Source organism: Corallococcus sp. EGB (assembly GCF_019968905.1).
In the GTDB taxonomy this organism is placed as follows: domain Bacteria; phylum Myxococcota; class Myxococcia; order Myxococcales; family Myxococcaceae; genus Corallococcus.
This window is the reverse complement of the sequence record NZ_CP079946.1, coordinates 7,864,955-7,888,700: the sequence shown is the minus strand read 5'-3', so window position 1 is coordinate 7,888,700 and position 23,746 is coordinate 7,864,955. Positions and strand designations below refer to the sequence as shown.

Genomic DNA, 23,746 nt, shown 5'->3' with positions numbered 1-23,746 from the left:
GGATCAGTCCTCCGCTTCGCCCTCGAAGGGCGTGGCGAGCGGCGAGGCATCCACGCCCCGCTCCCGCAGGTAGCGCGACAAGGGGTCGGTGTAGCCGTGCGTGACGAGCACCTTCTCCGCGCGTGTGTCCGCCACCGTGCGCAGGAGGTCCGGCCAGTCCGCGTGGTCGGAGAGCACGAAGCCCCGGTCGTGGCCGCGGCGGCGCCGGTTGCCTCGCACGCGCATCCACCCCGACGCGAAGCCCGTCTCCGCTTCACCGAAGCGGCGCATCCACGTGGAGCCGGCCGCGCTCGGCGGCGCCAGCACCAGCGCGCCCGCGAAGGACATGCCCTTCTCCGTCTCCGACACCAGCTGCGTGGGCAGCATCGCGATGCCCGCTTCCCGGTACGCCGTGACGAGCCCGTTCACCGCGCCGTGCACGTAGGCCGGCCGGTCCGTCAGCCTTCCCAGCTCCGCCAGCAGCCGCTGCGCCTTGCCCAGCGCGTAGCAGAACAGCACCGCGGAGCGCCCCGCTTCGCGGTTCGCGTCCCACCAGCGCAGGATGTCCTGCGCCACGAGGCGCGGATCATCCCAGCGGTAGATGGGCAGGCCGAACGTCGCCTCGGTGATGAAGGTGTGGCAGCGCACCACTTCGAAGGGCGCGCACGTGGGGTCCGGCGTGCGCTTGTAGTCGCCGGAGATGACCCAGACCTCGCCCCGGTGCTCGACGCGGATCTGCGCGCTGCCCAGCACGTGGCCCGCCGGGTGGAAGCTCACGGTGGTGTCGCCCACCCTCAGCGCCTCGCCGTACTCCAGCGTGTCGATGACCGCGTCCGCGCCCAACCGGCGCTGCAACAGGCCTCGGCCAGGCGCGGCTCCCAGGTAGCGCTGGCTGCCGCTGCGGGCGTGGTCACCATGCGCGTGCGTGACGAGCGCCCGCTCCACCGGGCGCCAGGGGTCGATGTGGAAGTTCCCCGCCTCGCAATACAGCCCCCGCGGCGTCACGGAAACCAGCGGCGTTCGTTCCTGGTGGGTCGCGGTGGCCACGGTCCTCTAGAGGTAACGAGGCCTTGCGACCGGAGCCACTCACGGCCGGAGCGACGGGCGCGCTCCGCTGACAAGGGGGCGGGCGTCCGTCCTGGCCCTGCTTGCGGTCCAAACGACGGCGCCAGCGACCGGAGGGCCCCTTGGATGGTGGCCGTGGACAGGGGATAAACCCGTCAACCCCTCCACCTCGGACCCTTCCGCGATGATGACGTCCGCGCTCCTTGTGTCCCTCACCCTGGCACAGTCCGCTCCGGCTTCGGACGCCGTGCTCGAATACAGCGCGCCCATGGCGGAGGAGGGCGCGCCGGATCCGGCGTCCTTCGAGTTCACCGCCTTCACGGCGGGGCAGACGGTCTACATGGGCGTGGACGAAGCCAACCTGCGCGCGAGCGCGGCGGCGGACGGGTCCGTGGTGCGGACGCTGATGCTGGGCACTCCCGTGAAGGTGCTGAAGGCGGGGGCGCGCGCGAAGGTCGGCGACTACGTCAACACCTGGTACCAGGTGTCCGCCGTGGACGCGAAGGGCGCGGCCCCGGTCACCGGTTGGGTCTTCGGCAACACGCTCACGCCGTTCCGCTTCGAGGCCGACCTGGACGGCGATGGCGAGCTGGAAGTGGCCACGGTGGTGATGAGCAACGAGTTCAAGGCGCGCGTGCGCGTGCTGGAACCGAACGTGAAGCCGCCCCGCCGCGTGAGCAGCGTGGACGTGGCGGTGGCGTCCACGGTGTATGGCGGCGGCCAGGGAGGGCCGGTGACGGTGAAGCTGGTGCCCGCGAAGGAGGCGGGCGTGACGCTGCTGCGGCTGGACTCCGCGCCGGAGCGCTGTGGCGACTTCGTCACGTCCTACGTGAGCTACACCGGGGCGAACGGGAAGCCGGGCGTGCTGGGCAGGGCGAAGCTGGCGCTGGAGCTGGGCGGGCTGATGGATCCTCCGAACGAGAGCACGTTCAAGGTCTCCTTCCAGGCGGCCGCGAAGCGCGCGCTGGTGGTGCGCACGAACGTCGAGGAAGAGGAAGAAGGCAAGCCCCAGACGGTTACGGAGCGCGAGGTCTATCAGTGGAAGGACGGCGTGTTCGCCCAGGCGAAGAACGTCGCGAAGCCGTAGGTGCAGGGCCCGGAAGGCCGGGCACCCGGGCGCCCCTCCGGGTGATGGAAGAGGGGCTCAGGGCAATCGACCATGGATGCGCAGGAGCGGAAGGCAGCCTACCGGCAGCGCGCGGAAGCGGGTCAGGCGGTGCCGGTGTCGGTGGAGTTGCCGGCGGACCTGGACACGCCGCTGTCGGCATACCTGAAGCTGGGCGGTGGGAGCCGCGGCTTCATCCTCGAGTCGTGCTACGGCGGCGAGCGCTTCGGGCGCTACAGCCACGTGGGCGTGAACCCGGCGGGCCGCGTGCGGCTGGACCGGGACGGGCTCACGTTGTGGCGCGGCTCGCACGAGGAGCGCCGCGAGGGCCGGCCGCTGGACGTGCTGCGCACGTTGTGGCGTGAGCTGTCCGTGGCGACGCTGCCGGGCGAGGCGCCCTTCCTGGGCGGGCTCGTGGGCTACCTGGGCTACAACGCCACGTCGTGGTTCGAGCCGAGCGTGCCGGACCGCCACCCGCGCGACACGGGCTTCCCGGACTCCGAGTGGCTCGTGGCCGAGGACTTCGTCACCCACGACACGCGCACCCAGACGCTCAAGGCCATCGCCATCGCGCGGCCCGCGCTGCACGGCAGCGTCGCGGCGGCGCTGAAGGACGCGGAGGGGCGAGCGGAGGCGTTGGCGGACAAGCTGCGACGTCCGCTGCCGCCGGAGGCCTACGCGGCCGCGCCCGCGCAGAAGAACGCGCCGGCCCCCGTCGCGTGCTGGGATCGCGAGGGCTATGCCCGGGCGGTGGACAAGGTGAAGGAGTACGTGCGCGCGGGTGACTGCTTCCAGGCGGTGCTCGCGCGCAGGTTCGAGGCGAAGGGCGCCATCCCCCCGCTGTCGCTCTACCGCGCGCTCCGGCGCGTCAACCCGTCGCCGTACCTCTTCCTGGTGGACCTGGGCGAGGCGAGAGCGCTGGTGGGCGCATCACCGGAGCTGCTGGTGCAGGTGCGCGACGGGGACGTGGTGGTGCGGCCCATCGCGGGCACGCGCCGCCGGGGCGGCTCCGAGGCCGAGGACCTGCGGCTGGAGAAGGAGCTGCTCGCGGACGAGAAGGAGCGCGCCGAGCACATCATGCTGGTGGACCTGGGGCGCAACGACGTGGGCCGCGTGGCCGCGCCGGGCACGGTGCGCATCGAGGACCTGATGATCATCGAGCGCTACAGCCACGTGATGCACATCGTGTCCCAGGTGCGCGGCAAGCTGGACACCACGCGCTTCGACGCGCTGGACGCCCTGGCGAGCACCTTCCCCGCGGGCACCGTGTCCGGGGCCCCCAAGATCCGCGCGATGCAGATCATCGACGAGCTGGAGCCCATGCGGCGCGGGCCCTATGCCGGCGCGGTGGGCTACCTGTCCTTCTGCGGCACGCTGGACGTGGCCATCGCGCTGCGCACCTTCTTCGTGGACGGCGACCGCACGATGTGGACCGCCGGCGCGGGGCTGGTGGCGGACTCGGACCCCATGAAGGAAGCGGACGAGACGGAGGCCAAGGCGGGCGCCATGGCCGCCGCGCTGCGCCTGGCTCGCGAAGGAGGTGGGCGGTGATCCTCGTCATCGACAACTACGACTCGTTCACCTTCAACCTGGTGCAGCTGCTCTACACGCTGGGCGCGGAGGTGAAGGTGGTGCGCAACGACGCGCTGGATGTCGCGGGCATCGCGGCGTCGGGCGCGTCGCACCTGGTGGTATCCCCGGGGCCGTGCACGCCGCACGAGGCCGGGGTGAGCGTGGCGGCCATCTCCCAGTCTCGCGTGCCGGTGCTGGGCGTGTGCCTGGGGCACCAGTCCATTGGCGCGGCGTTCGGCGGGCGGGTGGTGCGCGCGCCGGAGCCGGTGCATGGCAAGGCCGCCCACATCCGCCACGGCGGCACCGGCGTCTTTACGGGCGTGAAGCAGGGCTTCCAGGCGGCGCGCTACCACTCGCTGGTGGTGGCCGCGGACTCCATGCCCTCGGAGCTGGAGGCCACGGCGTGGAGCCAGGATGGCCTGGTGATGGCGCTGCGCCACCGGTCGCGTCCGGTGGTGGGCCTGCAGTTCCATCCGGAGAGCGTGCTCACGCCGGAGGGCCCGTCGCTGGTGCGCAACTTCCTGGAGGGGAAGCTGTAGCGGACGTCAGTCCGTCAGGTGCGTGGTGTCGTTCCAGCTCACGAGGACCGGCTGGCTGCCGCCGGCCTCGGAGCCCAGCACGCTGATGGACGCCGTGCCCAGGTGGAAGAGCCTGCCTCCGTCCGGGGGCAGGCCCAGCCAGCGCGAGGCGAGGATGCGCAGCATGTGCCCGTGGGAGAAGAGGAGCACGTCGTCCTGGAGGGCTCGCGCCTCCGCGATGATGCGGTCCGCGCGGGCGCCCACCTCCTCCATGGTCTCGCCGTTGGGGACGCCGTCCTTCCACAGCGTCCAGCCCGGGCGCGTGGTGCGGATGTCCGCGCCGGTGCGCCCCTCGTAGTCGCCGTAGTCGAACTCCCTCAGGTCGTCCTTCTTCCGGGCCACGTCGCCGTAGCCCGCGAGCACGCACGTCTCCAGTGCGCGCGTCAGCGGGCTGGTCCACACGGCGGCGAAGCGCCACTTGCTCAGCGGCGCGCGGAGCCGCTCCGCCATCCGGCGGCCTTCTTCCAGCAGCGGCAGGTCCGTGCGGCCGGTGTGCTGACTGCTGCGGCTCCACTCCGTCTCACCGTGACGGACGAGGACCACCTGGGGCGCGCGTGTGTTCATGGCGCCAATCTGCGTCAGCCCCTGCTGGGACGGGAGGGAAAAGTGCTGGCGCTACCGCCTGCGTGTTCGCCACTCCTCACGGCTCTGCCCCCAGATCTCCATGTCGTGGTCGTTGTAGGGCGGAGGCAGCATGCCCACGCGCAGGAAGCGCGAACCCAGCCGGCGGGCCACCTGCTTCGAGGGCTCATTGGGCGGGGAGATGGAGTGGATGACCTCCGTCCACCCCAGGTGCTCGAAGGCCCAGTCGATGGCGGCGGCGGCGCCCTCCGTCGCGTAGCCCTTGCCCCACGCGTCGCGCGACAGACCCCAGCCCACCTCCGGGCCCGGCCAGTCCGCGGGCTGCCACGGGCCGAGCCGGCCCACCCATTGGCCGGTGGCCTTCTCGAAGACGGAGAACATCGCGAACCCCTGGAGCGCCCAGGAGCCGGCCATGGCGCAGACGGCGCGCCACACGTTGGAGCGGGGCTGGACACCGCCGATGTACCGCGCGCTCTCCTCGTCCGCCATCATCGCCACGAAGCCATCCAGGTCCTGGAGGGTGGGCGGGCGCAGGATGAGGCGCGGTGTTTCGAGGGTGGGCCCCAGGATGGGCGGAGTGTGCATGTCCGGTCTCCAGGCGCCGGCGACGTGCCGGCGCGTGGAGCGGACCTTAGCGCTTCAGGCCGCGCTTGATGTCCATGCAGAGCTGCTTCGCCGCGCCCGGACCGTCCGCGTGGGCGGCCTTCACCAGCGCGCTGCCCACCACGACGCCGTCCGCGTGGGCCACCAGCGGCCGGGCCGTGTCCGCGTTGGAGATGCCGAAGCCCGCCACCACCGGCACGGACGCGGCGCGCTTCACCAGCTCCAACCGCTGCGACAGGTCCGGCGGCAGCTCCGAGCGCATGCCCGTGACGCCCGCCACGGACACGCAATACACGAAGCCCCGCGCGTCCTTCGCGATGGCCTGCGCGCGCGCGGGCGGCGTCGTGGGCGCGCACAGGGGCACCAGGTCCACGCCCTCCTTGTCGAACGCGGCGCGGATGCCGGCGCTCTCCTCGGGGGGCAGGTCCGGGAGGATGGTGCCGGCGATGCCCCGCTCGCGCGCGAGGTTCGCGTAGCGCTCCTCGCCCATGGCCATCACCACGTTGACGTAGGTCATGATGACCAGCGGCGTCTCCGGGCAGCGGCGGCGCACCTCCGGCACCACTTCGTCCAGCACGCGGCGCAGGGTGGCGCCGGCCTTCAGCGCCCGCTCGGACGCGGCCTGGATGACGGGGCCGTCCGCGATGGGGTCGCTGAACGCCACGCCAATCTCCAGCACGTCCGCGCCGCCCTCCACCATGGCGGCGAACACGTCCACCGAACGGGGCAGGTCCGGGTCGCCCGCCATCGCGTACGCCACCAGCGCGCCCTCGCCGCGGGCCTTCGCCTTCGCGAACGCCTTGCCCAGCTCCGTGCTCATGACTTCACCCCCGTGGCCGGCGGCACGCCGCGCGCCGAGATGGTCGCCACGTCCTTGTCGCCGCGGCCCGAGCAGTTGATGACCAGGTGCTTGCCCTTGCCCAGGTCGCGGGCCAGCGAGCGCGCCGCCGCGAACGCGTGCGACGTCTCCAGCGCGGGGAGGATGCCCTCCAGGCGCGCGACCTCGTAGAAGGCGGCGAGCGCCTCGTCGTCCGTGGCGGTGCGCACCTCCATGCGCCCCGTCTTCGCCAGGTGCGCCAGCTCCGGCCCCACGCCCGGGTAGTCCAGGCCGGCGGAGATGCTGTGCGCCTCCTGAATCTGGCCGTGCTCGTCCTGGAGCACCAGCGAGCGCGAGCCGTGCAGCACGCCCTCGGTGCCCAGCGTCAGCGACGCGCCGTGCTGGCCGGAGTCCAGGCCGTGGCCCCCGGCCTCCACGCCCACGAGCCGCACCTCCGCGTCCGGGATGAAGGGGTGCAGCGCGCCGATGGCGTTCGAGCCGCCGCCCACGCACGCGATGATGGCGTCCGGCAGACGGCCCATGGCGGCCACCGTCTGCGCGCGGAGCTCGCGGCCGATGACGGATTGGAAGTCGCGCACGAGGGTGGGGTAGGGGTGCGGACCCGCCGCGCTGCCGATGACGTAGTAGGTGTCCTGCACCTGCGACACCCAGACGCGCATGGCCTCATTCATCGCGTCCTTGAGCGTGCGCGAGCCGGACTCCACCGGCCGCACCACCGCCCCCAGCGCGCGCATGCGGAAGACGTTGAGCGCCTGGCGCTCCACGTCCAGCGCGCCCATGAACACCTCGCAGGGCAGGCCGAAGAGGGCGCACGCGGTGGCGGTGGCCACGCCGTGCTGGCCGGCGCCCGTCTCCGCGATGATGCGCTTCTTGCCCATGCGCCGGGCGAGCAGCACCTGGCCCACGGTGTTGTTGATCTTGTGCGCGCCCGTGTGCGCCAGGTCCTCGCGCTTGAGCCACACCTGCGCGCCGCCCCAGGCCTCCGTGAGGCGGTGCGCGGGCGTCAGCGTGGTGGGGCGGCCCACGTACTCGCGCAGCACGCGGGTGACCTCGTCACCGAAGGACGCGTCCGCCCGCGCCTTCGCGTAGGCCTCTTCCAGTTCGAGCAGCGCCGGGACCAGCGTCTCCGGCACATAGCGTCCGCCGTAACGGCCGAAGCGGCCCACGGCAGTGTCCGTCGTCATGGCACGACTCCTCAGAGGTTGAGGGACCGGACCGTGCGCACGAAGGCGCGCACCGCGTCCAGGTCCTTGATGCCAGGGGAGGACTCCACCCCGCTGGCCACGTCCACACCGTAGGGCCGGGTGGCCTTCACGGCCTCGGCCACGTTGGAAGGCTTGAGGCCGCCCGCCACCAGCACGGGCAGGCCGCAGTCCGAAAGCTGCCTCACCAGCGACCAGTCGAAGGTGACGCCGCCGCCGCCGTAGCCCGGGGCCGCGCCGTCCAGCAGCAGCCCCGCCACGTCGCCCACGCCCACGTAGGTCCGGGCGAGCGCGACGTCGTCCGGTCCGCGCACGCGCAGCGCCTTGATGACGGGCACGCCGTAGCCGGAGCAGGCCTCGGGCGGCTCGTCGCCGTGGAGCTGCACGGCGGTGAGGCCGCACTCGCGCACGCGCGCGCGGATGTCCTCCGGCTTCGCGTTGACGAACACGCCCACCACGGCGGCCAGAGGAGGCCGCGTGCGCGCGAGCGCCGTCGCCGTGGCCAGGTCCACGAAGCGGGGCGAGGGCGGATGGAAGTTGAGCCCCATCGCGTCCGCGCCCGCGGCCCAAACGCCCTTCGCGTCCTCGACGCGCGTGACGCCGCAGACCTTCACGAGGACGTTCATGTCCCGCTGCCTTCCAGCCCGAGCAGCCGGCGCAGGGCGCGGCCTGGATCCGCGTCACGCAGGAGGGACTCCCCGACGAGCACGGCGTTGGCGCCCGCGTCGCGCGCGGCGGTGAGGTCCGCGAGGCTCTTGAGGCCGCTCTCCGCCACCAGCGCGGTGGACCGGGAGCGCAGCGCGGGCATCACCCGGAGCGCCGTGCCGGTGTCCGTCTTCAGCGTGGCGAGGTCGCGGTTGTTGAGGCCGATGATGGTCGCGCCCGCGGCGAGCGCGCGTTCGGCGTGCGCCTCCGTGTGGGCCTCCACGAGCGCGGCCACGCGCACCTGCTTCGCGGCGGCGAGCATCTCGCGGAGCTCCGCATCCCCGAGCGCGTCCGCGATGAGCAGCACCGCGTCCGCGCCCCAGGCCGCGCTCTCCTCCACGTCGCTGGCGGCGACGAGGAAGTCCTTGCGCAGCACGGGGATGGAGACGGCGGCCCGGACCGCGACCAGGTCCTCCAGGCTGCCGCCGAAGTCCGGCCCGTCGGTGAGCACGCTGATGGCGCACGCGCCGGCGGCCTCATAGGAACGGGCCACCGCGACCACGTCCCCGTGGGGGAAGGCGCCACCCGAAGGGCTCTTGCGCTTCACCTCCGCGATGACGTTGACCGGATGTCCCACGCGCCGCACCAGCGCCTGGGCGAAGTCCCGCGTCGGGGGCTGCGCGCCGTGCGTGGGAGGAGGGCGCGTGCCCTGCTCCCGGCGCTTGCGCGCCATGATGACGTCCAGCGTGCCCGGTGCTTCCACGGGCTTCGCTGGCGAGGATGGGGTCGTCATGACGGCATGCCTCGCGTACGCGGAGCCGCCGCCGGTTTCACGTCCGGGGGGCGCGCCGTCATGCCGCGACCCTCCGGATGAGCGCCGTGAGCTTGCGTTCGGCGGCCCCGGAGTCGATGGCGTGCTCGGCCCGCTTCACGCCCTCCTTCAAGTCGTTCGCCAGCCCCACGATGAGCAGCGCGGCGGCCGCGTTGAGCAGCACCGCCGTGCGCACGCCGTCGCGCTCTCCCGCGAGCAGCGCGCGCAGGCGCTTCGCGTTCTCCTCCGCGTCGCCCCCGGCGATGGACTCACGCGTCACCGTGGAGAGGCCCGCGTCCTCCGGCGTCACCGTGAAGCGGCGCACGGTGCCGTCCTCGCACAGCTCCGCGACCTCCGTGGGCGCGCACGGTGAAATCTCATCCAGCCCGTCGTGCCCGTGCACCACCCAGGCGCGCCGGCTGCCCAGCCGCCCCAGCACCCGCGCGGTCTGCTCCACGCGCTGCCGGTCGAACGTGCCCAGGAGCTGGTAGCGAGCCCCCGCGGGGTTCGTCAGCGGCCCCAGCAGGTTGAACACGCTGTGGAACCCCAGGTCCTTGCGCGCCTGCGCCACGTGCTTCAAGGCACTGTGGTGCGAGGGCGCGAAGAGGAAGCCCACCCCGTGCTCGTCGATGTCTCGCGCCACCTGCGCGTGCGCCCGGTCCATGGACACGCCCAGCGCCGCCAGCACGTCCGCGCTGCCGCAGCGGCTGGAGACCGCGCGGTTGCCGTGCTTGGCCACCGTCGCTCCCGCCCCGGCGACCACGAAGGCCACCGCGGTGGAGATGTTGAAGGTGTGCGCCCCATCACCCCCCGTACCGCAGGTGTCGAGCACCACCTCCGCCTGGGGCGCAATCTTCGCCGCGCAGGCCCGCATGGCCTCCGCCGCGCCGAGGATCTCGTCCTCGGTCTCCCCCTTCATGCGCAACGCGGCCGCCAGCGCACCGACCTGCGCGGCGGAGGCCTCGCCCGCGAGCATCTGGCCCATGACAGAGGCCATCTCCTCGCGGGAGAGGTCGCGCCGGCCCACCACCTTGCCCAGCGCTTCCTTGAGCGTCATGGGCTATCCCAACCTGACCGTTTCGCGTCCCATCGCGGCGGCGATGGCGCGCACCTCGCCCATGGCCTTCTCGAACTCGGAGAAGTCCAGCGACTGGAAGCCGTCCGACTTCGCGCGCGGCGGATCCGGATGCACCTCCACGATGAGGCCGTCCGCGCCCGCGGCGACCGCGGCCCGCATCATCGCGGGCACGGCCTTGCGCACGCCGATGCCGTGCGACGGATCCACGAACACCGGCAGGTGCGTGAGCGCCTTGAGCATGGGCACCGCGTTCAGGTCCAGCGTGTTGCGCGTCATCGTCTCGAACGTGCGGATGCCGCGCTCGCAGAGGATGACCTGCGTGTTGCCGCGCGCGACGATGTACTCGGCCGCCATCAAGAGTTCCTTGAGGGTCGCGCTGATGCCGCGCTTGAGCAGCACGGGCTTGCGCGTCTCGCCCACCGCCTCCAGCAGGCTGAAGTTCTGCATGTTACGCGCGCCGACCTGGAGGATGTCGGTGTGCTCCACGACGGAGGCCAGCGTCGCCGTGTCCTTCACCTCCGTCGTCACCAGCAGGCCCGTCTCCTTGCGCGCCTCCGCGAGGAGCGCCAGGCCGTCGCCCTTGAGGCCCTGGAACTCGTAGGGGCTGGTGCGGGGCTTGAACGCGCCGCCGCGCAGCATGGTGGCGCCCGCCTTCTTCACCGCCTGGGCGGTGGAGATGATCTGCTCGCGCGACTCCACGGAGCAGGGGCCCGCGATGACGTGGATGGCGGCGCCACCGAGCGTGAGGTCGCCCACGCGCACCTGGCTGTCCTCCTGCTTCACCTCACGGCTGACGAGCTTGAACGGCTGGGAGATGGGGACCGCGTCCGCGACGCCGGGCAGCACGAGGAAGGGCTCCGGTTCCACCGCGCCCGGGTTGCCGGTGATGCCGATGGCGGTGCGGGAGCCTCCTGGGATCGCGTGCGGATGCCAGCCGCGGCGGCGGATCTCATCGTTCACTCGCTCGATGTCCTGGGCCGTCGCGTCGGGGCGCATCACGATCAACATGGGGAAACTCCTGCTCTTTCTCTCCAAAGGGCACGCGGGCGGATGCCTGCGTGGGGATGCCTGGAGCACCGTGCACGGCAAAACCTTTGCCGGAACTGTCGGATGCCCGCAACCGAACTGGAGTCTCGCTTGCACGTCCTGGCGTTATCAAGCCAGGGTCCGCACGCTCGCTGGACGGGAGGCGGACCATGGCGAAGCGGCCCGGGGTCATCGTGGTGGGAGGTGGGCTCGCGGGCCTGGCGTGCGCGACGGCGCTGCTCGACGCGCGCGTGGACGCGCACGTGCTGGAAGCAGGGGACGCACCGGGCGGCAGAGTGCGCACCGACTCGCACGAAGGGTTCCTGCTGGACCGAGGCTTCCAGGTGTACCTCACGGCCTACCCGGAAGGTCGGCGGGTGCTGGACCTCAAGGCCCTGGCGCTCCAACGCTTCATGCCGGGCGCCAAGGTGTGGCGGGGTGGGCGGCTGCACACGCTGGCGGACCCGCTGCGGCGGCCCGTCATCGCGATGTCACATCTGTTCGACGCGCCGGGGGGCCTGACGGACAAGCTGCGCGTGTTGGAGCTGCGGCAGCACGCCACGTCCGGCGAGCTGAGCGACTTGTGGCAGCGGCCCCAGCAGGAGTCGCGGCGCTTGCTGGGCGACCTGGGCTTCTCCGAGGAGATGCTCGAGGCGTTCTTCACGCCCTTCTTCGGCGGCATCTTCCTGGAGCGTGGGCTGACGACGTCCAGCCGGATGCTGGAGTTCGTGTTCCGGATGTTCGCGACGGGCCACGCGGCCGTCCCCGCGGAGGGCATGGGCGCCATCCCCGACCAGCTGGCGGCGAGGCTGCCGTCCGCCGCGCTGCGGATGCGCGTGCGCGTGGAGGAGGTGTGGGGGCACCGCGTGCGGCTGCCGGGCGGGGAGCTGGTGCACGCGGACGCGGTCGTGGTGGCGACGGATCCAACCACCGCGGCGTCGCTGCTCGTGGGCATGCCCGCGCCCCGGATGAACCGCGTGACGTGCCTGTACTTCGCCGCGCCGGAGCCGCCGGTGGAGGGGCCGTGGCTCGTGCTCGACGGCGAGGGGCGCGGGCCGGTGAACAACGTGGCGGTGATGAGCGAGGTGTCCGCTACGTACGCGCCCAAGGGGCAGGCGCTGGTGTCCGTGTCGGTGGTGGGTGACGCGGGCGGCGCGGAGTCACTGGAGGCTCGCGTGCGCGCGCAGCTCACGGAGTGGTTCGGCGCGGCGGTGTCCGCGTGGCGGCATCTGCGCAGCTATGTCATTCCGGACGCACTGCCCGCGCAGCCGCCGTCCGCGCTGGTGGAGCCGCACCGGCCCGTGCGGCTGGCCGCGGGGCTCTACGTGTGCGGAGACCATCGCGAGAACGCGTCGATTGACGGCGCGCTCGCGTCGGGGCGCCGCGCCGCGGAGGCGGTGTTGCTGGACCTGGGCCGTTGAGTCGTCAGCGCTCCGCGAAAGACTGCCATTCATGAAGAGCAGCCAGCCAGGCGTCGGGCGGCTGGACGCATTGCCCGCAGCGGACCTAGGGTCGGACGCGCACCTCGTACTTCCAAGGACTTCGTTCATGCTCCGCCGCCTTGCCCTCCTGGGATTGCTCGGCCTCGTGGCCTGTCCCGGCAGCAACAGCACCGACGATGATGACGACACCAACACCAACGCGTCGAAGGGTGCCGTCTCGGGAACCCTGCAGCCGTTCCAGGCCGGCTCCTCCTCCGCGAACGGCGGGTCGTCGCTGGATGCGTTCTTCTCCCTGCCGGGCGCGAAGAACCTGTCCCAGAAGGTCTCCAATGCCCTGGCGGCGCGGGGCGTGTGGCGCACGGGCATCCCGTCCAAGCCGCTGACGCACCAGGCGTCGCTGCTGCCGGGGGAGCTCATCGTCCACTTCGACACGCCCAACCTGTCCGCCGAGGAGGCCGTCGCGCGGGCGCGCGTCGCGGGCTACCACGTGGTGCACCAGGCCTTCCTGAGCGAGACGCAGCACCTGCTCCGCTATGAGGTGAGCCAGCCCCAGGCGATGTCCGGCGCCGCGCCCACCGTGCGCGCCCTCACCGAGGCCGAGCACGTGCGCGTGCTCCAGCAGGTGCAGGCCGCGCAGGGCGTGCAGAACGCGGAGAGCAACCTGCGCGTGCGGGCGCTGGCCGTGCCGAATGATCCGCTCTATTCGCGGCAGTGGCACTACAAGAACATGAACCTGCCGGCGGCCTGGGACCTGGGCACGGGCAGCGAGTCCATTGTCGTGGCGGTGGTGGACACCGGCATCACGAAGCACCCGGACCTGGACTCGCGCGTGCTGCCCGGCATCGACCTCATCTCCAGCGCCGCCAACGCGGGCGACGGCGACGGCGTGGACAACGACCCGACGGACAACGGCAAGGACCTGCCCAACGGCGGCTCATCGTTCCACGGCACGCACGTGGCGGGGACCATCGGCGCGTCGTCCAACAACGGCGTGGGCGTGGCGGGTGTCACCTGGTCCGGACGGACCATCCTGCCGGTGCGCGTGCTGGGCACGCAGGGCGGCTCGCTGGCGGACATCATCGCGGGCATCACCTGGGCCAGCGGCGGCTCTGTCCCCGGCGTGCGGGCGAACACCACGCCCGCGCGGGTCATCAACATGAGCCTGGGTGGCACCGGTTCCGCGTCTTCGGAGATGCAGGCCGCCATCAACGCGGCCATCGCTCGCAAGGCCATCCTGGTGGTGGCCGCGGGCAACGAGAACTCGAATACCTCCAACAGCTTCCCCTGCAACCAGCAGAACGTCATCTGCGTGGGGGCGGTGCGCTTCAACGGCAAGCGCGCCAACTACTCCAACTTCGGCACGCAGGTGGACGTGATGGCCACCGGTGGCCAGACGAGCGAGGACCGCAACGGCGACGGCTTCCCGGACGGCGTGCTGTCCACGCTGCCCAACAGCAGCAACCAGCCCTCGTATGAGTGGTACCAGGGCACCAGCATGGCCACCCCGCACGTGGCGGGCATCGTCGCGCTGATGCTGGCGCAGGACCCCACCCTCACGGCGGCGGAGGTGGAGAGCATCCTGAAGGAGACCGCGGACACGTCCAGCCAGTGCTCCGAGGGCTGTGGCGCGGGCCTGGTGGACGCGTACGCCGCCGTGCTGCGCGCCAAGGGCGGCGGGGACCCGGCGAAGCCGCCGAAGCTGTCCATCACCACCACGCAGCTGTCCTTCACCGGCACGTCCTCGCAGGCGCTGACGGTGCGCAACAACGGCGGCGGCACGCTGCAGGTGGGCGTGGGCGTCTCCGGCGCCAACGCCTCCTCGGTGTCCGTCTCCAGCACGTCGCTGTCCATCCCCGCGTACAAGTCCGCGTCGCTGAACGTGAGCGTCAATCCGGGCTCGCTGCCGGCGGGCAACTACGTGGCGCAGGTGGACCTCACTGGCGCGTCGGGCGCGGGCAACGCGCAGGTGCTGGTGAAGTTCCGCGTGGGGGCCACGAATGACAAGGACGCGGTCGTCGGGTTCGCGTACCTGGACGCCGCGGGCGAGGTGCAGGTCGACGACGACGGCATCGCCCTGGTGCCCGCGGCCGGTGGGTACAACTACAACGTGAAGCTGACCCCGCACGACTACCTGGTGCTGGCGTCCATCGACGACAATGACGATGGGAACTACTTCGGCGACGGCGACCGCGTGGGCTTCTGGCGTGACGTCACCCAGGTGGAGACGGTGACGGTCTCCAAGGGCCGGACGGCCAGCGGCATCAGCTTCACCCTGGTGCCGTACCAGTCGGACGACGACCACTCCACTCCGTCGAAGATTGGAGCGCCCTGCACCAGCAGCAGCGAGTGCGGCACCAACGGCATGTGCGCCACGGGCACGTTTTTCCCGGGCGGCTACTGCACCCAGGACTGTCTGTCGTCGAGCTGCCCGGCGGGCTCCGCCTGCTACAGCAACTCGTCCGGCTCCAGCGCCTACTGCTTCGCGTCGTGTACGCCGGGGGCTTCCGGAGTGTGCCGCTCCGGCTACGTGTGCAGCGACGATGGCGCGGGCAACGGCGTGTGCCTCACCCCGTGACGTGAAGCGTCCACTGGCGGCACGCGGATGAACGCGTCCGCCGGTGGGCCTCGCGCCGGGCTACGCTGCCGCGCGCGATGACTGCTTCTTCCGTTGGACCGCCGGCAGCTGGCGGGGCGGCCCTGCCGGTCTGGCGGGCCGCGGCCGCTGGCGGCGTGCTGGCCTGGACGGCGCTGGTGCACGTGCACCCGCCGCGCTTCTTCGCCGTCGCCTCCGTCTTCTGCGCCGCGTGGCTCGCGGTGACGTGGCGGGCGATGGGCCCCTGGCGGAGGCCGCCTCCCTCCCTGTCGCCGTCGGACGCCGCGTGGGGCACCGCCCAGGCGGTGGTGCTGTACGCGGGCGCGAGGGCCTTCCTGTGGGCCTCCTGCGGCGGCCTCACGGACGCGCTCTGCGGACCGCTGCAAGCCATCTACTCGACGTTCGGCACGGGGTCGTTGGGGATGGCGCTGGCCCTGGTGCTGCTGCTCGTTCCCGCGGAGGAGCTGTTCTGGCGTGGATGGGTGCAGGGCGCGCTGCGGCCCCGGCTGGGGCGGTGGGGCGCCGTCGTTGGGGCTGCGGTGCTGTCGAGCCTGGTGCTGCTGGGCTTCGGTGAGCCGCTGCTGGCCCTGGCCGCGCTGCCCACGTCGCTTGCCTGGGGCGCGCTGGCCGAGTGGCGCCGGACGCCCCTCGCGTCATGGGTGAGCCATGCCCTGTGGGACGTGCTCATCGTCGTGGTGTGGCCCGCGACGTGACACGATGCGCGCCATGGCTTCGGCTCCTGTAATCGTCGTCTTCGGCGCGGGCAGCATCGGTTGTTACGTGGGCGGGCGGCTCGCCGCGACGGGCGCGACGGTGCGCTTCATCGGCCGCGAGCGCATCGTCGGGGAGGTGCGCGCGCACGGCCTGCACCTGACGGACTGGCAGGGCGCGGACCTGAAGGTGCCCGCGGCGGACGTGCGCATCGGCACGGAGCCGGACGCGCTGGCCTCGGCGGACCTGGTGCTCGTCACGGTGAAGTCCGCGGCGACGGAGGACGCGGCACGGACGCTCGCCTCGAGGCTCAAGCCCGGGACCCTCGTCATCAGCTTCCAGAACGGGCTGCACAACGCGGAGGTGCTGCGCGGGCTGCTGCGCGGCCGCCCGGTGCTCACGGGGATGGTGCCCTTCAACGTCGCGGCGCAGGGACAGGGCCACTTCCATGCGGGCTCGGAAGGGACGCTGGAGGTGGAGCGGCACGCGGCGCTCGCGCCGTTCGTGGAGGCCTTCGCGCGCGCGGGGCTGCCGTTGAAGCAGCACGCGGACATTGTCGCGGTGCAGTGGGCGAAGCTGCTCTTCAACCTCAACAACGCGCTCAACGCGTTGGCTGACCTGCCGCTGAAGGAGGAGCTGTCCCAGCGCGCGTGGCGGCGGTGCCTGGCGCTCGCTCAAGGCGAGGCGTTCGCGGTGCTGGCGCGTGCCGGGGTGAAGCCCGCGCGGCTGACGCCGTTGCCGCCGGGGTGGATCCCCCTGCTGCTGCTCTCACCGGACGCGGTGTTCGCGACGCTGGCGAAGAAGATGCTGGCCATCGACCCGAAGGCGCGCTCGTCCATGTGGGACGACCTGCATGCGGGGCGCAAGACGGAGGTGGACTATCTCAATGGCGAGGTGGTCCGGCTGGCCTCGAAGCACGGCCTGCGCGCCCCCGTGAACGCCCGGCTCGTGGCGCTCATCCACGAAGCGGAAGCGGGGAACCACCGCGCATGGACCGGCGAGGCGCTGCTCGCGGACCTGGAGAGCGCGAAGCGGTAGGCAGCACGCACGGCGTGGCGGGTCCGAAGCTCCCGCCACGCCCTGGGGCGTGGCTCAGCCCTGCCGCGGCTGCGCCGCCGTCGTCGCGGCGGGCGGCGGCACCTGGGCGGCGGCCGGGACGCCGTTGCCCGGGGCCGTCTCCGTGCTCGAAGCCACCTGGGTGAGCAGCGCCGTCATGCGCCGGGCGAAGCGGTTCGGGTCGCTCAGCGGGCTGCCCTCGGTGAGCAGCGCCTGGTCGTGGAGCAGCTCAATCCACTCGCCCACCTGCGGCGCGGCCGGGTCGCGCGCGATGAGCCCGCGCAGGTGCTCGATGACCGGGTGCTTGGGGTTGACCTCCAGGATGCGCTTGATGCGCGGCATCCCCTTGCCGCGCTCCTTGAGCAGGCGCTCCAGGTAGGCCGGCGTGCCGCCCTCCGACACCACCAGGCACACCGGCGAGTCCGTGAGCCGGTCCGACACGCGCACCTCGCGCACGTCCTCCTTCAGCACGTCCTTCATCTTGTCCGTCAGCCCCTTGAGCCCCTCGGACACCTGCTCCTTGGCCTTCTTCTCCTCGTCCGTGGACTGGAGCTTCAGGTCCGCGTTGAGCGCGGAGACCAGCGGCTTGCCCTGGAACTCGCGCAGGCCCTGCGCGGCCCACTCGTCCACCGGGTCCGTCATGAAGAGCACCTCGTAGCCGCGCTGCTTCAGCGCCTCCAGGTGCGGGCTGTCCGCCACCGCCTTCCGGCTCTCGCCGTAGACGTAATAGATGGCCTCCTGGCCCTCCTTCATGCGGCCCACGTAGTCCGCGAGCGACGTGAGCCCCTCCTCGCGCGAGGACTCGTAGCGCACCAGCGCGCCCAGCTTCTCGCGGTACTCCGTCTCCAGCGTCAGGCCCTCCTTCAGCACCGTGCCGAAGGACTCCCAGAACGCGCGGTAGTCGTCCGGCTTGTCCTTGGCCAGCTTCTCCAGGAGGTCCAGCGACTTCTTCACCACGTGCTTGCGGATGGCGCGCACCACCGCCGAGTCCTGCAACATCTCACGCGACACGTTGAGCGGCAGGTCGTCCGAGTCGATGACGCCGCGCACGAAGCGCAGCCACTGCGGCACCAGGTCCTCGCAGCGGTCCATGATGAACACGCGCTTCACGAAGAGCCGCACGCCGCGCTGCTGCTGCGAGTTCAGGTCGAACGGCGGGTGCCTGGGCACGAAGAGCAGGCCGGTGAACTGCTGCGTGCCGTCCGCCTTGAAGTGCGTCCACGCCAGCGGCTTGTCGAAGTCGTGCGTCAGGTGCTTGTAGAACTCCTGGTACTGCTCGTCCGTGATTTCGCCCTTCGCGCGCTGCCAGAGGGCGCTGGCCTTGTTCACCACCTCCAGCGCGGACTCCGTGGCCTGCGTGTCCCCGCTGCCCACGTGCTTCGTCACCTGGAGCTTGATGGGGTGGCCCACGTAGTCCGAGTACTGGGTGATGAGCTCACGCAGCCGCCACTCACCCAGGAACTCCTTCTGGTCCGCCTTCAGGTGCAGCGTGATGGCGGTGCCGCGCGTGGCCTTCTGCGCGGGCTCCACCGTGAAGGTGCCGTGCGCCTCCGACGCCCACTTCCACGCGTCCGTCGCACCCGCGGCGCGGCTCACCACCTCCACCCGGTCCGCGACGAGGTACGCGCTGTAGAAGCCCACGCCGAACTGGCCGATGAGCTGCATGTCCTTCTGGCCCTTCTGCGCCAGCGCCTGGAGGAACTCGCGCGAGCCCGAGTGCGCGATGGTGCCCAGGTTCTTCACCAGCTCGTCATGCGTCATGCCGATGCCGGTGTCCTCGATGGTGAGGGTGCCCTTGTCGGCGTCGGGCAGGATGCGCAGCTCCAGGGCGGGCTCGTCCTTGAGCAGCTCCGGCTCCGTGATGGAGCGGAAGCGCAGCCGGTCCAGCGCGTCGGACGCGTTGGACACCAGCTCCCGGAGGAAGATCTCCTGGTGGCTGTAGAGAGAGTTGATGACCAGGCTCAGGAGCTGCTGGATCTCCGCCTGGAAGGAATGGGTTTCCCGCTGGGGATGGGTCTCTGCGGACATGAAGGCCTCCGGGCGCGGGCTGGAACGCGCCAATGCCCTTCCCCATAACCATGCCCGCCGGCTTGTCGAGAAGAGGCAATCCGCCGCCACCCGCCGCTGGGAGACCGGGGCGGGTTGGGGTAGGGAAGGGGTATGCCCAAGTCCAGAACCCTGCTGCCCCTGCTCGGCGCGATGCTCCTGTCGGGCGCCGCCCCTGCCCAGGAAGCCCCCGCCCGCCTGCCCGACGCCCCGACGCTGAAGCGGATGACGGCGCGCTTCGCCCCCGTGGACGTCAAGGTGGACGTGTCCAAGCTGCCGGACGCGGAGAAGCGCGCCCTGGCCAAGATACTCCAGGCCGCGAAGATCATGGACCCGCTCTTCCTGAGCCAGGCGTGGGCGGGCAACCCGACGCTGCTGTTGGACCTGGTGGAGGACACCACGCCCCTGGGCAAGGAGCGGCTGCACGCGTTCCTCCTCAACAAGGGCCCCTGGTCGCGCCTGGACGAAGCGAAGCCGTTCATCCCCGGCGTGCCGCCCAAGCCGGACGAGGGCAACTTCTATCCCGCCGGCGCCACCAAGGCGGAGGTGGAGGCGTGGGTGAAGAGCCTGCCAGAGGCGCAGCAGCACGCGGCCACGGGCTTCTTCACCACGGTGCGCAAGGGGCCTGACGGCAAGTTCCTCACCGTCCCCTACAGCGTGGAGTACCAGGGTGAGCTGGGCATGGCCGCGAAGCTCTTGCGCGAGGCCGCGGCGCTCACCCAGCAGCCGACGTTGAAGCGCTTCCTGGAGACGCGCGCGGAGGCGTTCCTGTCCAACGACTACTACGCGAGCGAGGTCGCGTGGATGGAGCTGGACGCGAGCGTGGAGCCCACCATCGGGCCCTACGAGGTCTACGAGGACGGCTGGTTCAACTACAAGGCCGCGTTCGAGGCCTTCATCGGCGTGCGCGACGAAGCGGAGACGCAGAAGCTGGCGAAGTTCAGCGCGGAGCTTCAGGAGCTGGAGAACAACCTCCCGATCGAGCCCGCCCTGCGCAACCCCAAGCTGGGGGCGCTGGCTCCCATCCGCGTCATCAACAGCCTCTATTCATCCGGCGACGGCAACCGGGGCGTGCAGACGGCGGCCTACAACCTGCCCAACGACGAGCGCGTGGCGGCGGAGAAGGGCACCAAGCGCGTGATGCTGAAGAACATCCAGGAGGCGAAGTTCCAGCGCGTGCTGGTGCCCATCGCGAAGGTGGCGCTGCCCGCGAAGGACCGCAAGGACGTGTCCTTCGACGCCTTCTTCACGCACATCCTCATGCACGAGCTGATGCACGGCCTGGGGCCCCACAACGTCACCGTGGCCGGGAAGCAGACGACGGTGCGTCAGGCGCTGCAGGCGTCCTCCAGCGCCATTGAAGAGGCCAAGGCGGACATCTCCGGCCTGTGGGCGCTCCAGCGGCTGGTGGACAAGGGCACGCTGGACAAGGAGCTGCAGCGGACCATGTACACGACGTTCCTCGCGTCCGCGTTCCGCTCCATCCGCTTCGGCATCGACGAGGCGCACGGCAAGGGCATCGCGCTGCAGCTCAACCACTTCCTGGACACCGGCGCGGTGAAGGTGAACGCGGACGGCACCTTCGAGGTGGTGCCGGACAAGATGCAGGCCTCCGTCACGTCGCTGACGAACCAGCTGATGTCGCTCCAGGCCAAGGGCGACCGCGCCGCCGCCGAGGAGCTGCTCGCGAAGCAGGGCGTGGTGCGCCCCTCCGTGCAGAAGGTGCTGGAGAAGCTGAAGAACGTGCCGGTGGACATCGAGCCGCGCTACGTCACCGCCGAGTCGCTGGTGAAGGACTTCGGCGCCCCGGCCACGAAGTCCGCGGCGAAGTAGCGGCCCGGCCAGGCCCCGTCCCGCCCGCACGCTCGTCGCGTGCGGATGGCGCGGGGCCCGTCCAGTAAGGGAGCCATGGTGTCCGAGTCCTCCACGCGTCCTCCGTCCCCCGACCCCTGGGGCGTCGCGCTCGCGCTCGCGGTGGTGGGCGCGTGGGGCGGGCACCTGGCGTGGATGCTGGCGGGCCCGGCGCGGCCGTGGGGCTCACCGCTCCCCTGGCTGCACGTCCTCGTGCAGATGTGGCTGTCCACCGGGCTCTTCATCACCGGGCATGACGCCATGCACGGCACCGTGTCCCTGAACCGCCGGGTGAACACGGGGGTGGGCTTTCTGGCCTGCTTCCTCTTCGCGGGGATGTCCTACCGCCGGCTGGTGGTGAACCACCGCGCGCACCACGCGGACCCCACGGGAGCGCACGACCCGGACTTCGCGGCCCGGGGGCTGTCATTCTGGCCGTGGTTCGGGGCCTTCATGGTGCGCTACACGACGTGGCCGCAGATCGCGGTCATGGCGCTGAAGTTCAACGCGCTGCTCTGGCTGGGCGTGCCCCAGGCGCGCATCCTGGCCTTCTGGGTGCTGCCGTCGGTGCTGGCCACCGTGCAGCTCTTCTACTTCGGCACCTACCTGCCCCACCGGCGTCCGGACGCGGAGGGCATGGCGCCGCACCATGCGCGCACCCTGCCGCGCAACCACCTGTGGGCCCTGCTGTCGTGCTTCTTCTTCGGCTACCACTGGGAACACCACCACTCCCCCGGTACGCCCTGGTGGCGGCTGTGGCGGGTGAAGGACGCCCGGCGGTAACCGGAAAAGGCGCTGGGGCGTTATAGAGGGAGCCATGCGCGACAAGCTTCCTCCCGAGCCCCCCGGCTCCGAAGTCACGCCCGAGAAGCTCTACCTGCGCCGCCGCGAGTTCATCAAGAACACGGCCCTGTTCGCGGGGACGGCCGCCGTGGTGGGCGGCGGGCTGTACCTGCTGGGGATGAAGCGCACGAGCCCCATGGACGGCTTCGTGCCGGACGCGGGCGCGGTGGACCAGCCGGTGGCGCCCGCCCAGGGCCTCTTCGACACGGGCGAGCCGCGCACGCCCTACGAGGACGTCACCACCTACAACAACTTCTACGAGTTCGGCCTCGACAAGAACGACCCGGCCCGCCGCGCGCACCTCTTGAAGACGCGGCCGTGGACCGTCGTCATCGACGGCGAGGTGCACAAGCCGTGGACGGTGGACGTGGATCAGCTCATCGCCGCCTTCCCGCTGGAGGAGCGCGTCTACCGGATGCGCTGCGTGGAGGCCTGGTCCATGGTGATTCCGTGGCTGGGCCTGCCCCTGGGCAAGCTGTTGGACCGCGTGCAGCCCACGTCCTTCGCGAAGTACGTGGCCTTCACCACGCTGGAGGATCCGGAGCAGATGCCCGGCCAGAAGAGCCCGGTGCTGGACTGGCCCTATGTGGAAGGGCTGCGCCTGGACGAGGCCCGGCACCCGCTGACGCTGCTGGCCACGGGCCTGTACGGCAAGCAGCTGCCCGCGCAGAACGGCGCCCCGCTGCGGCTGGTGGTGCCGTGGAAGTACGGCTTCAAGGGCATCAAGTCCATTGTCCGCATCACGCTCACGCGCGAGCAGCCGCCCACGACGTGGAACCTCGCCAACAAGCGGGAGTACGGCTTCTACGCCAACGTCAACCCGGCGGTGGACCACCCGCGCTGGAGCCAGGCCACGGAGCGCCGCATCGGTGAGACGGCGCGCCGGCCCACGCTGCCCTTCAACGGCTACGCGGACGCCGTGGCCGACCTCTACCGCGGCATGGACCTGAAGCGGGATTTCTGAACCATGGCCTCCTCCAAGCTCCCCTGGCTCAATCCCGCTGTCGCCGTCGGAGGCCTCGCCCCGTTGCTGCAGCTCGCGGTGCAGGGGGCGCAGGGGCAGCTGGGGGCCAACGGCATCGAGTTCGCCCTCAACCAGACGGGCCTCTTCGCGCTGGCGGTGCTGCTGGCGTCGCTGGCGTGCACGCCCGTGCGGCTGTTGACGGGCTGGACGTGGCCGGCGCGCATCCGCCGCACGCTGGGCCTGCTGGCCTTCACCTACGCGGCGGCGCACCTCTTCACCTACGCGGTGTTGGATCAGGGCCTGGACGTGCGCGCCATGGTGGAGGACGTCTTCACCCGGCCCTTCATCACCGTGGGCTTCACCGCCTTCGTGCTGCTGGTGCCGCTGGCCGTCACCTCCACCAACAGGTGGGTGCGCAGGCTGGGCTTCCCGGCATGGCAGCGCCTGCACCGGCTGGCCTACGTGGCCGCGGTGCTGGGCGTGGTGCACTTCATCTGGCGGGTGAAGAAGGACGTCACGGAGCCGGTGCTCTACGGGGCCGTCCTGGCATTGCTCCTGGCCGTGCGCGTGGCCGAGGCCCTGCGCAAGCGGCGGGCGCTCGCGCGGGAGCGCCCGGCCTGAGGCTGCGCGGCGGCGCTACTTCGCGGCGGCGCGGGGCAGCGGGAGGATGGTGTCCACCAGCGTCATCAGCTGCGCGCAGCTCACCGGCTTGCGCACGAAGGCGCTGATGCCGGCCTTCTGGCCCAGGGCGCGCACCTCCGCCACGTTCGGGTCGCCCGTCATCATCAGGATGGGGACCTTGGACAGCCTCACGTTGCTGCTGGCGCGGATCTGCCCGGCGAAGTCCGCGCCGTTCATCCCGTCCATGTGGAAGTCGGTGAGGATGAGGTCCACGGGCTCCGCCTCGGCGATCTTCAGGCCCTCCTCGGCGGACTCGGCCTCCAGGAACTCGAAGCTCCGGGCCATGAGGTAGATCTTCAGCAGCGTCCGGATGGAGCGGCTGTCGTCCACCAGCAGCACGCGCTGCGCACCTGTCCCTCCCGCCGGACGGACCGAGGGGGTGCTTCCCGTGGGACGGGAGGGCGCGGTTTCAGGGGCGGAGAGGGGGCCGACCTTCATCGGATTCAGAACCTCGGGGGAGCGGAATGCCTCCAGC

Annotated in this window: 22 protein-coding genes; 11 read left to right on the top strand and 11 right to left on the bottom strand. The window is 71.4% G+C overall.

Annotated features, from left to right (window positions below):
• Positions 1-3: 3 nt before the first annotated feature.
• Positions 4-1,026, bottom strand: a complete 1,023-nt coding sequence (locus KYK13_RS31995) for a ligase-associated DNA damage response exonuclease (RefSeq protein WP_223637529.1) — start codon at positions 1,024-1,026, stop codon at positions 4-6.
• A 202-nt stretch (positions 1,027-1,228) separates the two neighbouring features.
• Between KYK13_RS31995 and KYK13_RS31990 the strand changes: the two genes are divergently transcribed.
• The 3 genes from KYK13_RS31990 (at position 1,229) to KYK13_RS31980 (ending at position 4,260) form a co-directional block, all read left to right on the top strand.
• Positions 1,229-2,131, top strand: coding sequence for an SH3 domain-containing protein (locus KYK13_RS31990; RefSeq protein WP_223637526.1), 903 nt, complete (start codon positions 1,229-1,231; stop codon positions 2,129-2,131).
• A gap of 72 nt (positions 2,132-2,203) precedes the next feature.
• Entirely contained in the window at positions 2,204-3,700 is a 1,497-nt protein-coding gene (locus KYK13_RS31985; protein WP_223637524.1) for an anthranilate synthase component I family protein, read from the top strand.
• A complete protein-coding gene (locus KYK13_RS31980) occupies positions 3,697-4,260 on the top strand; it encodes an aminodeoxychorismate/anthranilate synthase component II (protein ID WP_223637522.1) in 564 nt (187 codons plus the stop codon). The genes KYK13_RS31985 and KYK13_RS31980 overlap by 4 nt, the downstream gene beginning before the upstream one ends.
• Before the next feature lie 6 nt (positions 4,261-4,266).
• On the opposite strand, the gene KYK13_RS31975 is transcribed toward KYK13_RS31980, so the two are convergent.
• From KYK13_RS31975 to aroF, 8 genes are read right to left on the bottom strand one after another with little or no spacing between them, the layout of a single operon-like run.
• The gene (locus KYK13_RS31975) at positions 4,267-4,863 is read right to left on the bottom strand and encodes a histidine phosphatase family protein (protein WP_223637520.1); all 597 of its coding nucleotides are present in this window, start codon (positions 4,861-4,863) and stop codon (positions 4,267-4,269) included.
• Positions 4,864-4,914: 51 nt separating this feature from the next.
• Positions 4,915-5,466, bottom strand: a complete 552-nt coding sequence (locus KYK13_RS31970; RefSeq protein WP_223637518.1) for a GNAT family N-acetyltransferase — start codon at positions 5,464-5,466, stop codon at positions 4,915-4,917.
• A 46-nt stretch (positions 5,467-5,512) separates the two neighbouring features.
• A complete protein-coding gene (gene trpA, locus KYK13_RS31965) occupies positions 5,513-6,304 on the bottom strand; it encodes a tryptophan synthase subunit alpha (RefSeq protein ID WP_223637515.1) in 792 nt (263 codons plus the stop codon).
• Positions 6,301-7,506: a tryptophan synthase subunit beta gene (gene trpB / locus KYK13_RS31960; RefSeq protein ID WP_223637513.1), complete on the bottom strand. Its 1,206-nt coding sequence runs from the start codon at positions 7,504-7,506 to the stop codon at positions 6,301-6,303. The genes trpA and trpB overlap by 4 nt, the downstream gene beginning before the upstream one ends.
• An 11-nt stretch (positions 7,507-7,517) precedes the next feature.
• The gene (locus KYK13_RS31955; RefSeq protein ID WP_223637511.1) at positions 7,518-8,150 is read right to left on the bottom strand and encodes a phosphoribosylanthranilate isomerase; all 633 of its coding nucleotides are present in this window, start codon (positions 8,148-8,150) and stop codon (positions 7,518-7,520) included.
• Positions 8,147-8,962 carry an indole-3-glycerol phosphate synthase TrpC gene (locus KYK13_RS31950; RefSeq protein ID WP_223637508.1) on the bottom strand — a complete coding sequence of 272 codons (816 nt, stop codon included), beginning with the start codon at positions 8,960-8,962 and terminating at the stop codon, positions 8,147-8,149. Before KYK13_RS31950 ends, KYK13_RS31955 begins: the two co-directional genes overlap by 4 nt.
• A 58-nt stretch (positions 8,963-9,020) precedes the next feature.
• Positions 9,021-10,037: an anthranilate phosphoribosyltransferase gene (gene trpD, locus KYK13_RS31945; RefSeq protein ID WP_223637505.1), complete on the bottom strand. Its 1,017-nt coding sequence runs from the start codon at positions 10,035-10,037 to the stop codon at positions 9,021-9,023.
• Positions 10,038-10,040: 3 nt separating this feature from the next.
• Positions 10,041-11,066 carry a 3-deoxy-7-phosphoheptulonate synthase gene (gene aroF, locus KYK13_RS31940; protein WP_223637502.1) on the bottom strand — a complete coding sequence of 342 codons (1,026 nt, stop codon included), beginning with the start codon at positions 11,064-11,066 and terminating at the stop codon, positions 10,041-10,043.
• Positions 11,067-11,254: 188 nt separating this feature from the next.
• Between aroF and KYK13_RS31935 the strand changes: the two genes are divergently transcribed.
• The 4 genes from KYK13_RS31935 to KYK13_RS31920 all read left to right on the top strand — a co-directional run bounded on the left by KYK13_RS31935 (position 11,255) and on the right by KYK13_RS31920 (position 16,868).
• Positions 11,255-12,505, top strand: coding sequence for an NAD(P)/FAD-dependent oxidoreductase (locus KYK13_RS31935; protein ID WP_223637498.1), 1,251 nt, complete (start codon positions 11,255-11,257; stop codon positions 12,503-12,505).
• A 127-nt stretch (positions 12,506-12,632) separates the two neighbouring features.
• Complete coding sequence (locus KYK13_RS31930; RefSeq protein ID WP_223637496.1) at positions 12,633-15,101, top strand: S8 family peptidase; 2,469 nt, start codon at positions 12,633-12,635, stop codon at positions 15,099-15,101.
• Between the two features lie 155 nt (positions 15,102-15,256).
• A complete protein-coding gene (locus KYK13_RS31925; protein ID WP_223637494.1) occupies positions 15,257-15,832 on the top strand; it encodes a CPBP family intramembrane glutamic endopeptidase in 576 nt (191 codons plus the stop codon).
• Between the two features lie 13 nt (positions 15,833-15,845).
• A complete protein-coding gene (locus KYK13_RS31920; protein ID WP_223637493.1) occupies positions 15,846-16,868 on the top strand; it encodes a 2-dehydropantoate 2-reductase in 1,023 nt (340 codons plus the stop codon).
• A 54-nt stretch (positions 16,869-16,922) separates the two neighbouring features.
• On the opposite strand, the gene htpG is transcribed toward KYK13_RS31920, so the two are convergent.
• Complete coding sequence (gene htpG, locus KYK13_RS31915; RefSeq protein ID WP_223637492.1) at positions 16,923-18,914, bottom strand: molecular chaperone HtpG; 1,992 nt, start codon at positions 18,912-18,914, stop codon at positions 16,923-16,925.
• A gap of 132 nt (positions 18,915-19,046) precedes the next feature.
• Here htpG and KYK13_RS31910 point away from each other — a divergent pair, with 132 nt between their 5' ends.
• From KYK13_RS31910 to KYK13_RS31895, 4 genes are all read left to right on the top strand, one after another.
• Positions 19,047-20,765, top strand: coding sequence for a hypothetical protein (locus tag KYK13_RS31910; protein ID WP_223637491.1), 1,719 nt, complete (start codon positions 19,047-19,049; stop codon positions 20,763-20,765).
• 75 nt (positions 20,766-20,840) lie between these two features.
• Entirely contained in the window at positions 20,841-21,566 is a 726-nt protein-coding gene (locus tag KYK13_RS31905) for a fatty acid desaturase (protein ID WP_223637490.1), read from the top strand.
• 34 nt (positions 21,567-21,600) lie between these two features.
• Positions 21,601-22,590 carry a protein-methionine-sulfoxide reductase catalytic subunit MsrP gene (gene msrP, locus KYK13_RS31900; RefSeq protein WP_223637489.1) on the top strand — a complete coding sequence of 330 codons (990 nt, stop codon included), beginning with the start codon at positions 21,601-21,603 and terminating at the stop codon, positions 22,588-22,590.
• Positions 22,591-22,593: 3 nt separating this feature from the next.
• Entirely contained in the window at positions 22,594-23,211 is a 618-nt protein-coding gene (locus KYK13_RS31895) for a sulfite oxidase heme-binding subunit YedZ (RefSeq protein ID WP_223637487.1), read from the top strand.
• A 15-nt stretch (positions 23,212-23,226) separates the two neighbouring features.
• Here KYK13_RS31895 and KYK13_RS31890 read toward each other — a convergent pair whose 3' ends face one another.
• Positions 23,227-23,709 (bottom strand): response regulator, encoded by a 483-nt coding sequence (locus KYK13_RS31890; RefSeq protein ID WP_223637485.1) that lies wholly within the window; start codon positions 23,707-23,709, stop codon positions 23,227-23,229.
• Positions 23,710-23,746 lie beyond the last annotated feature (37 nt).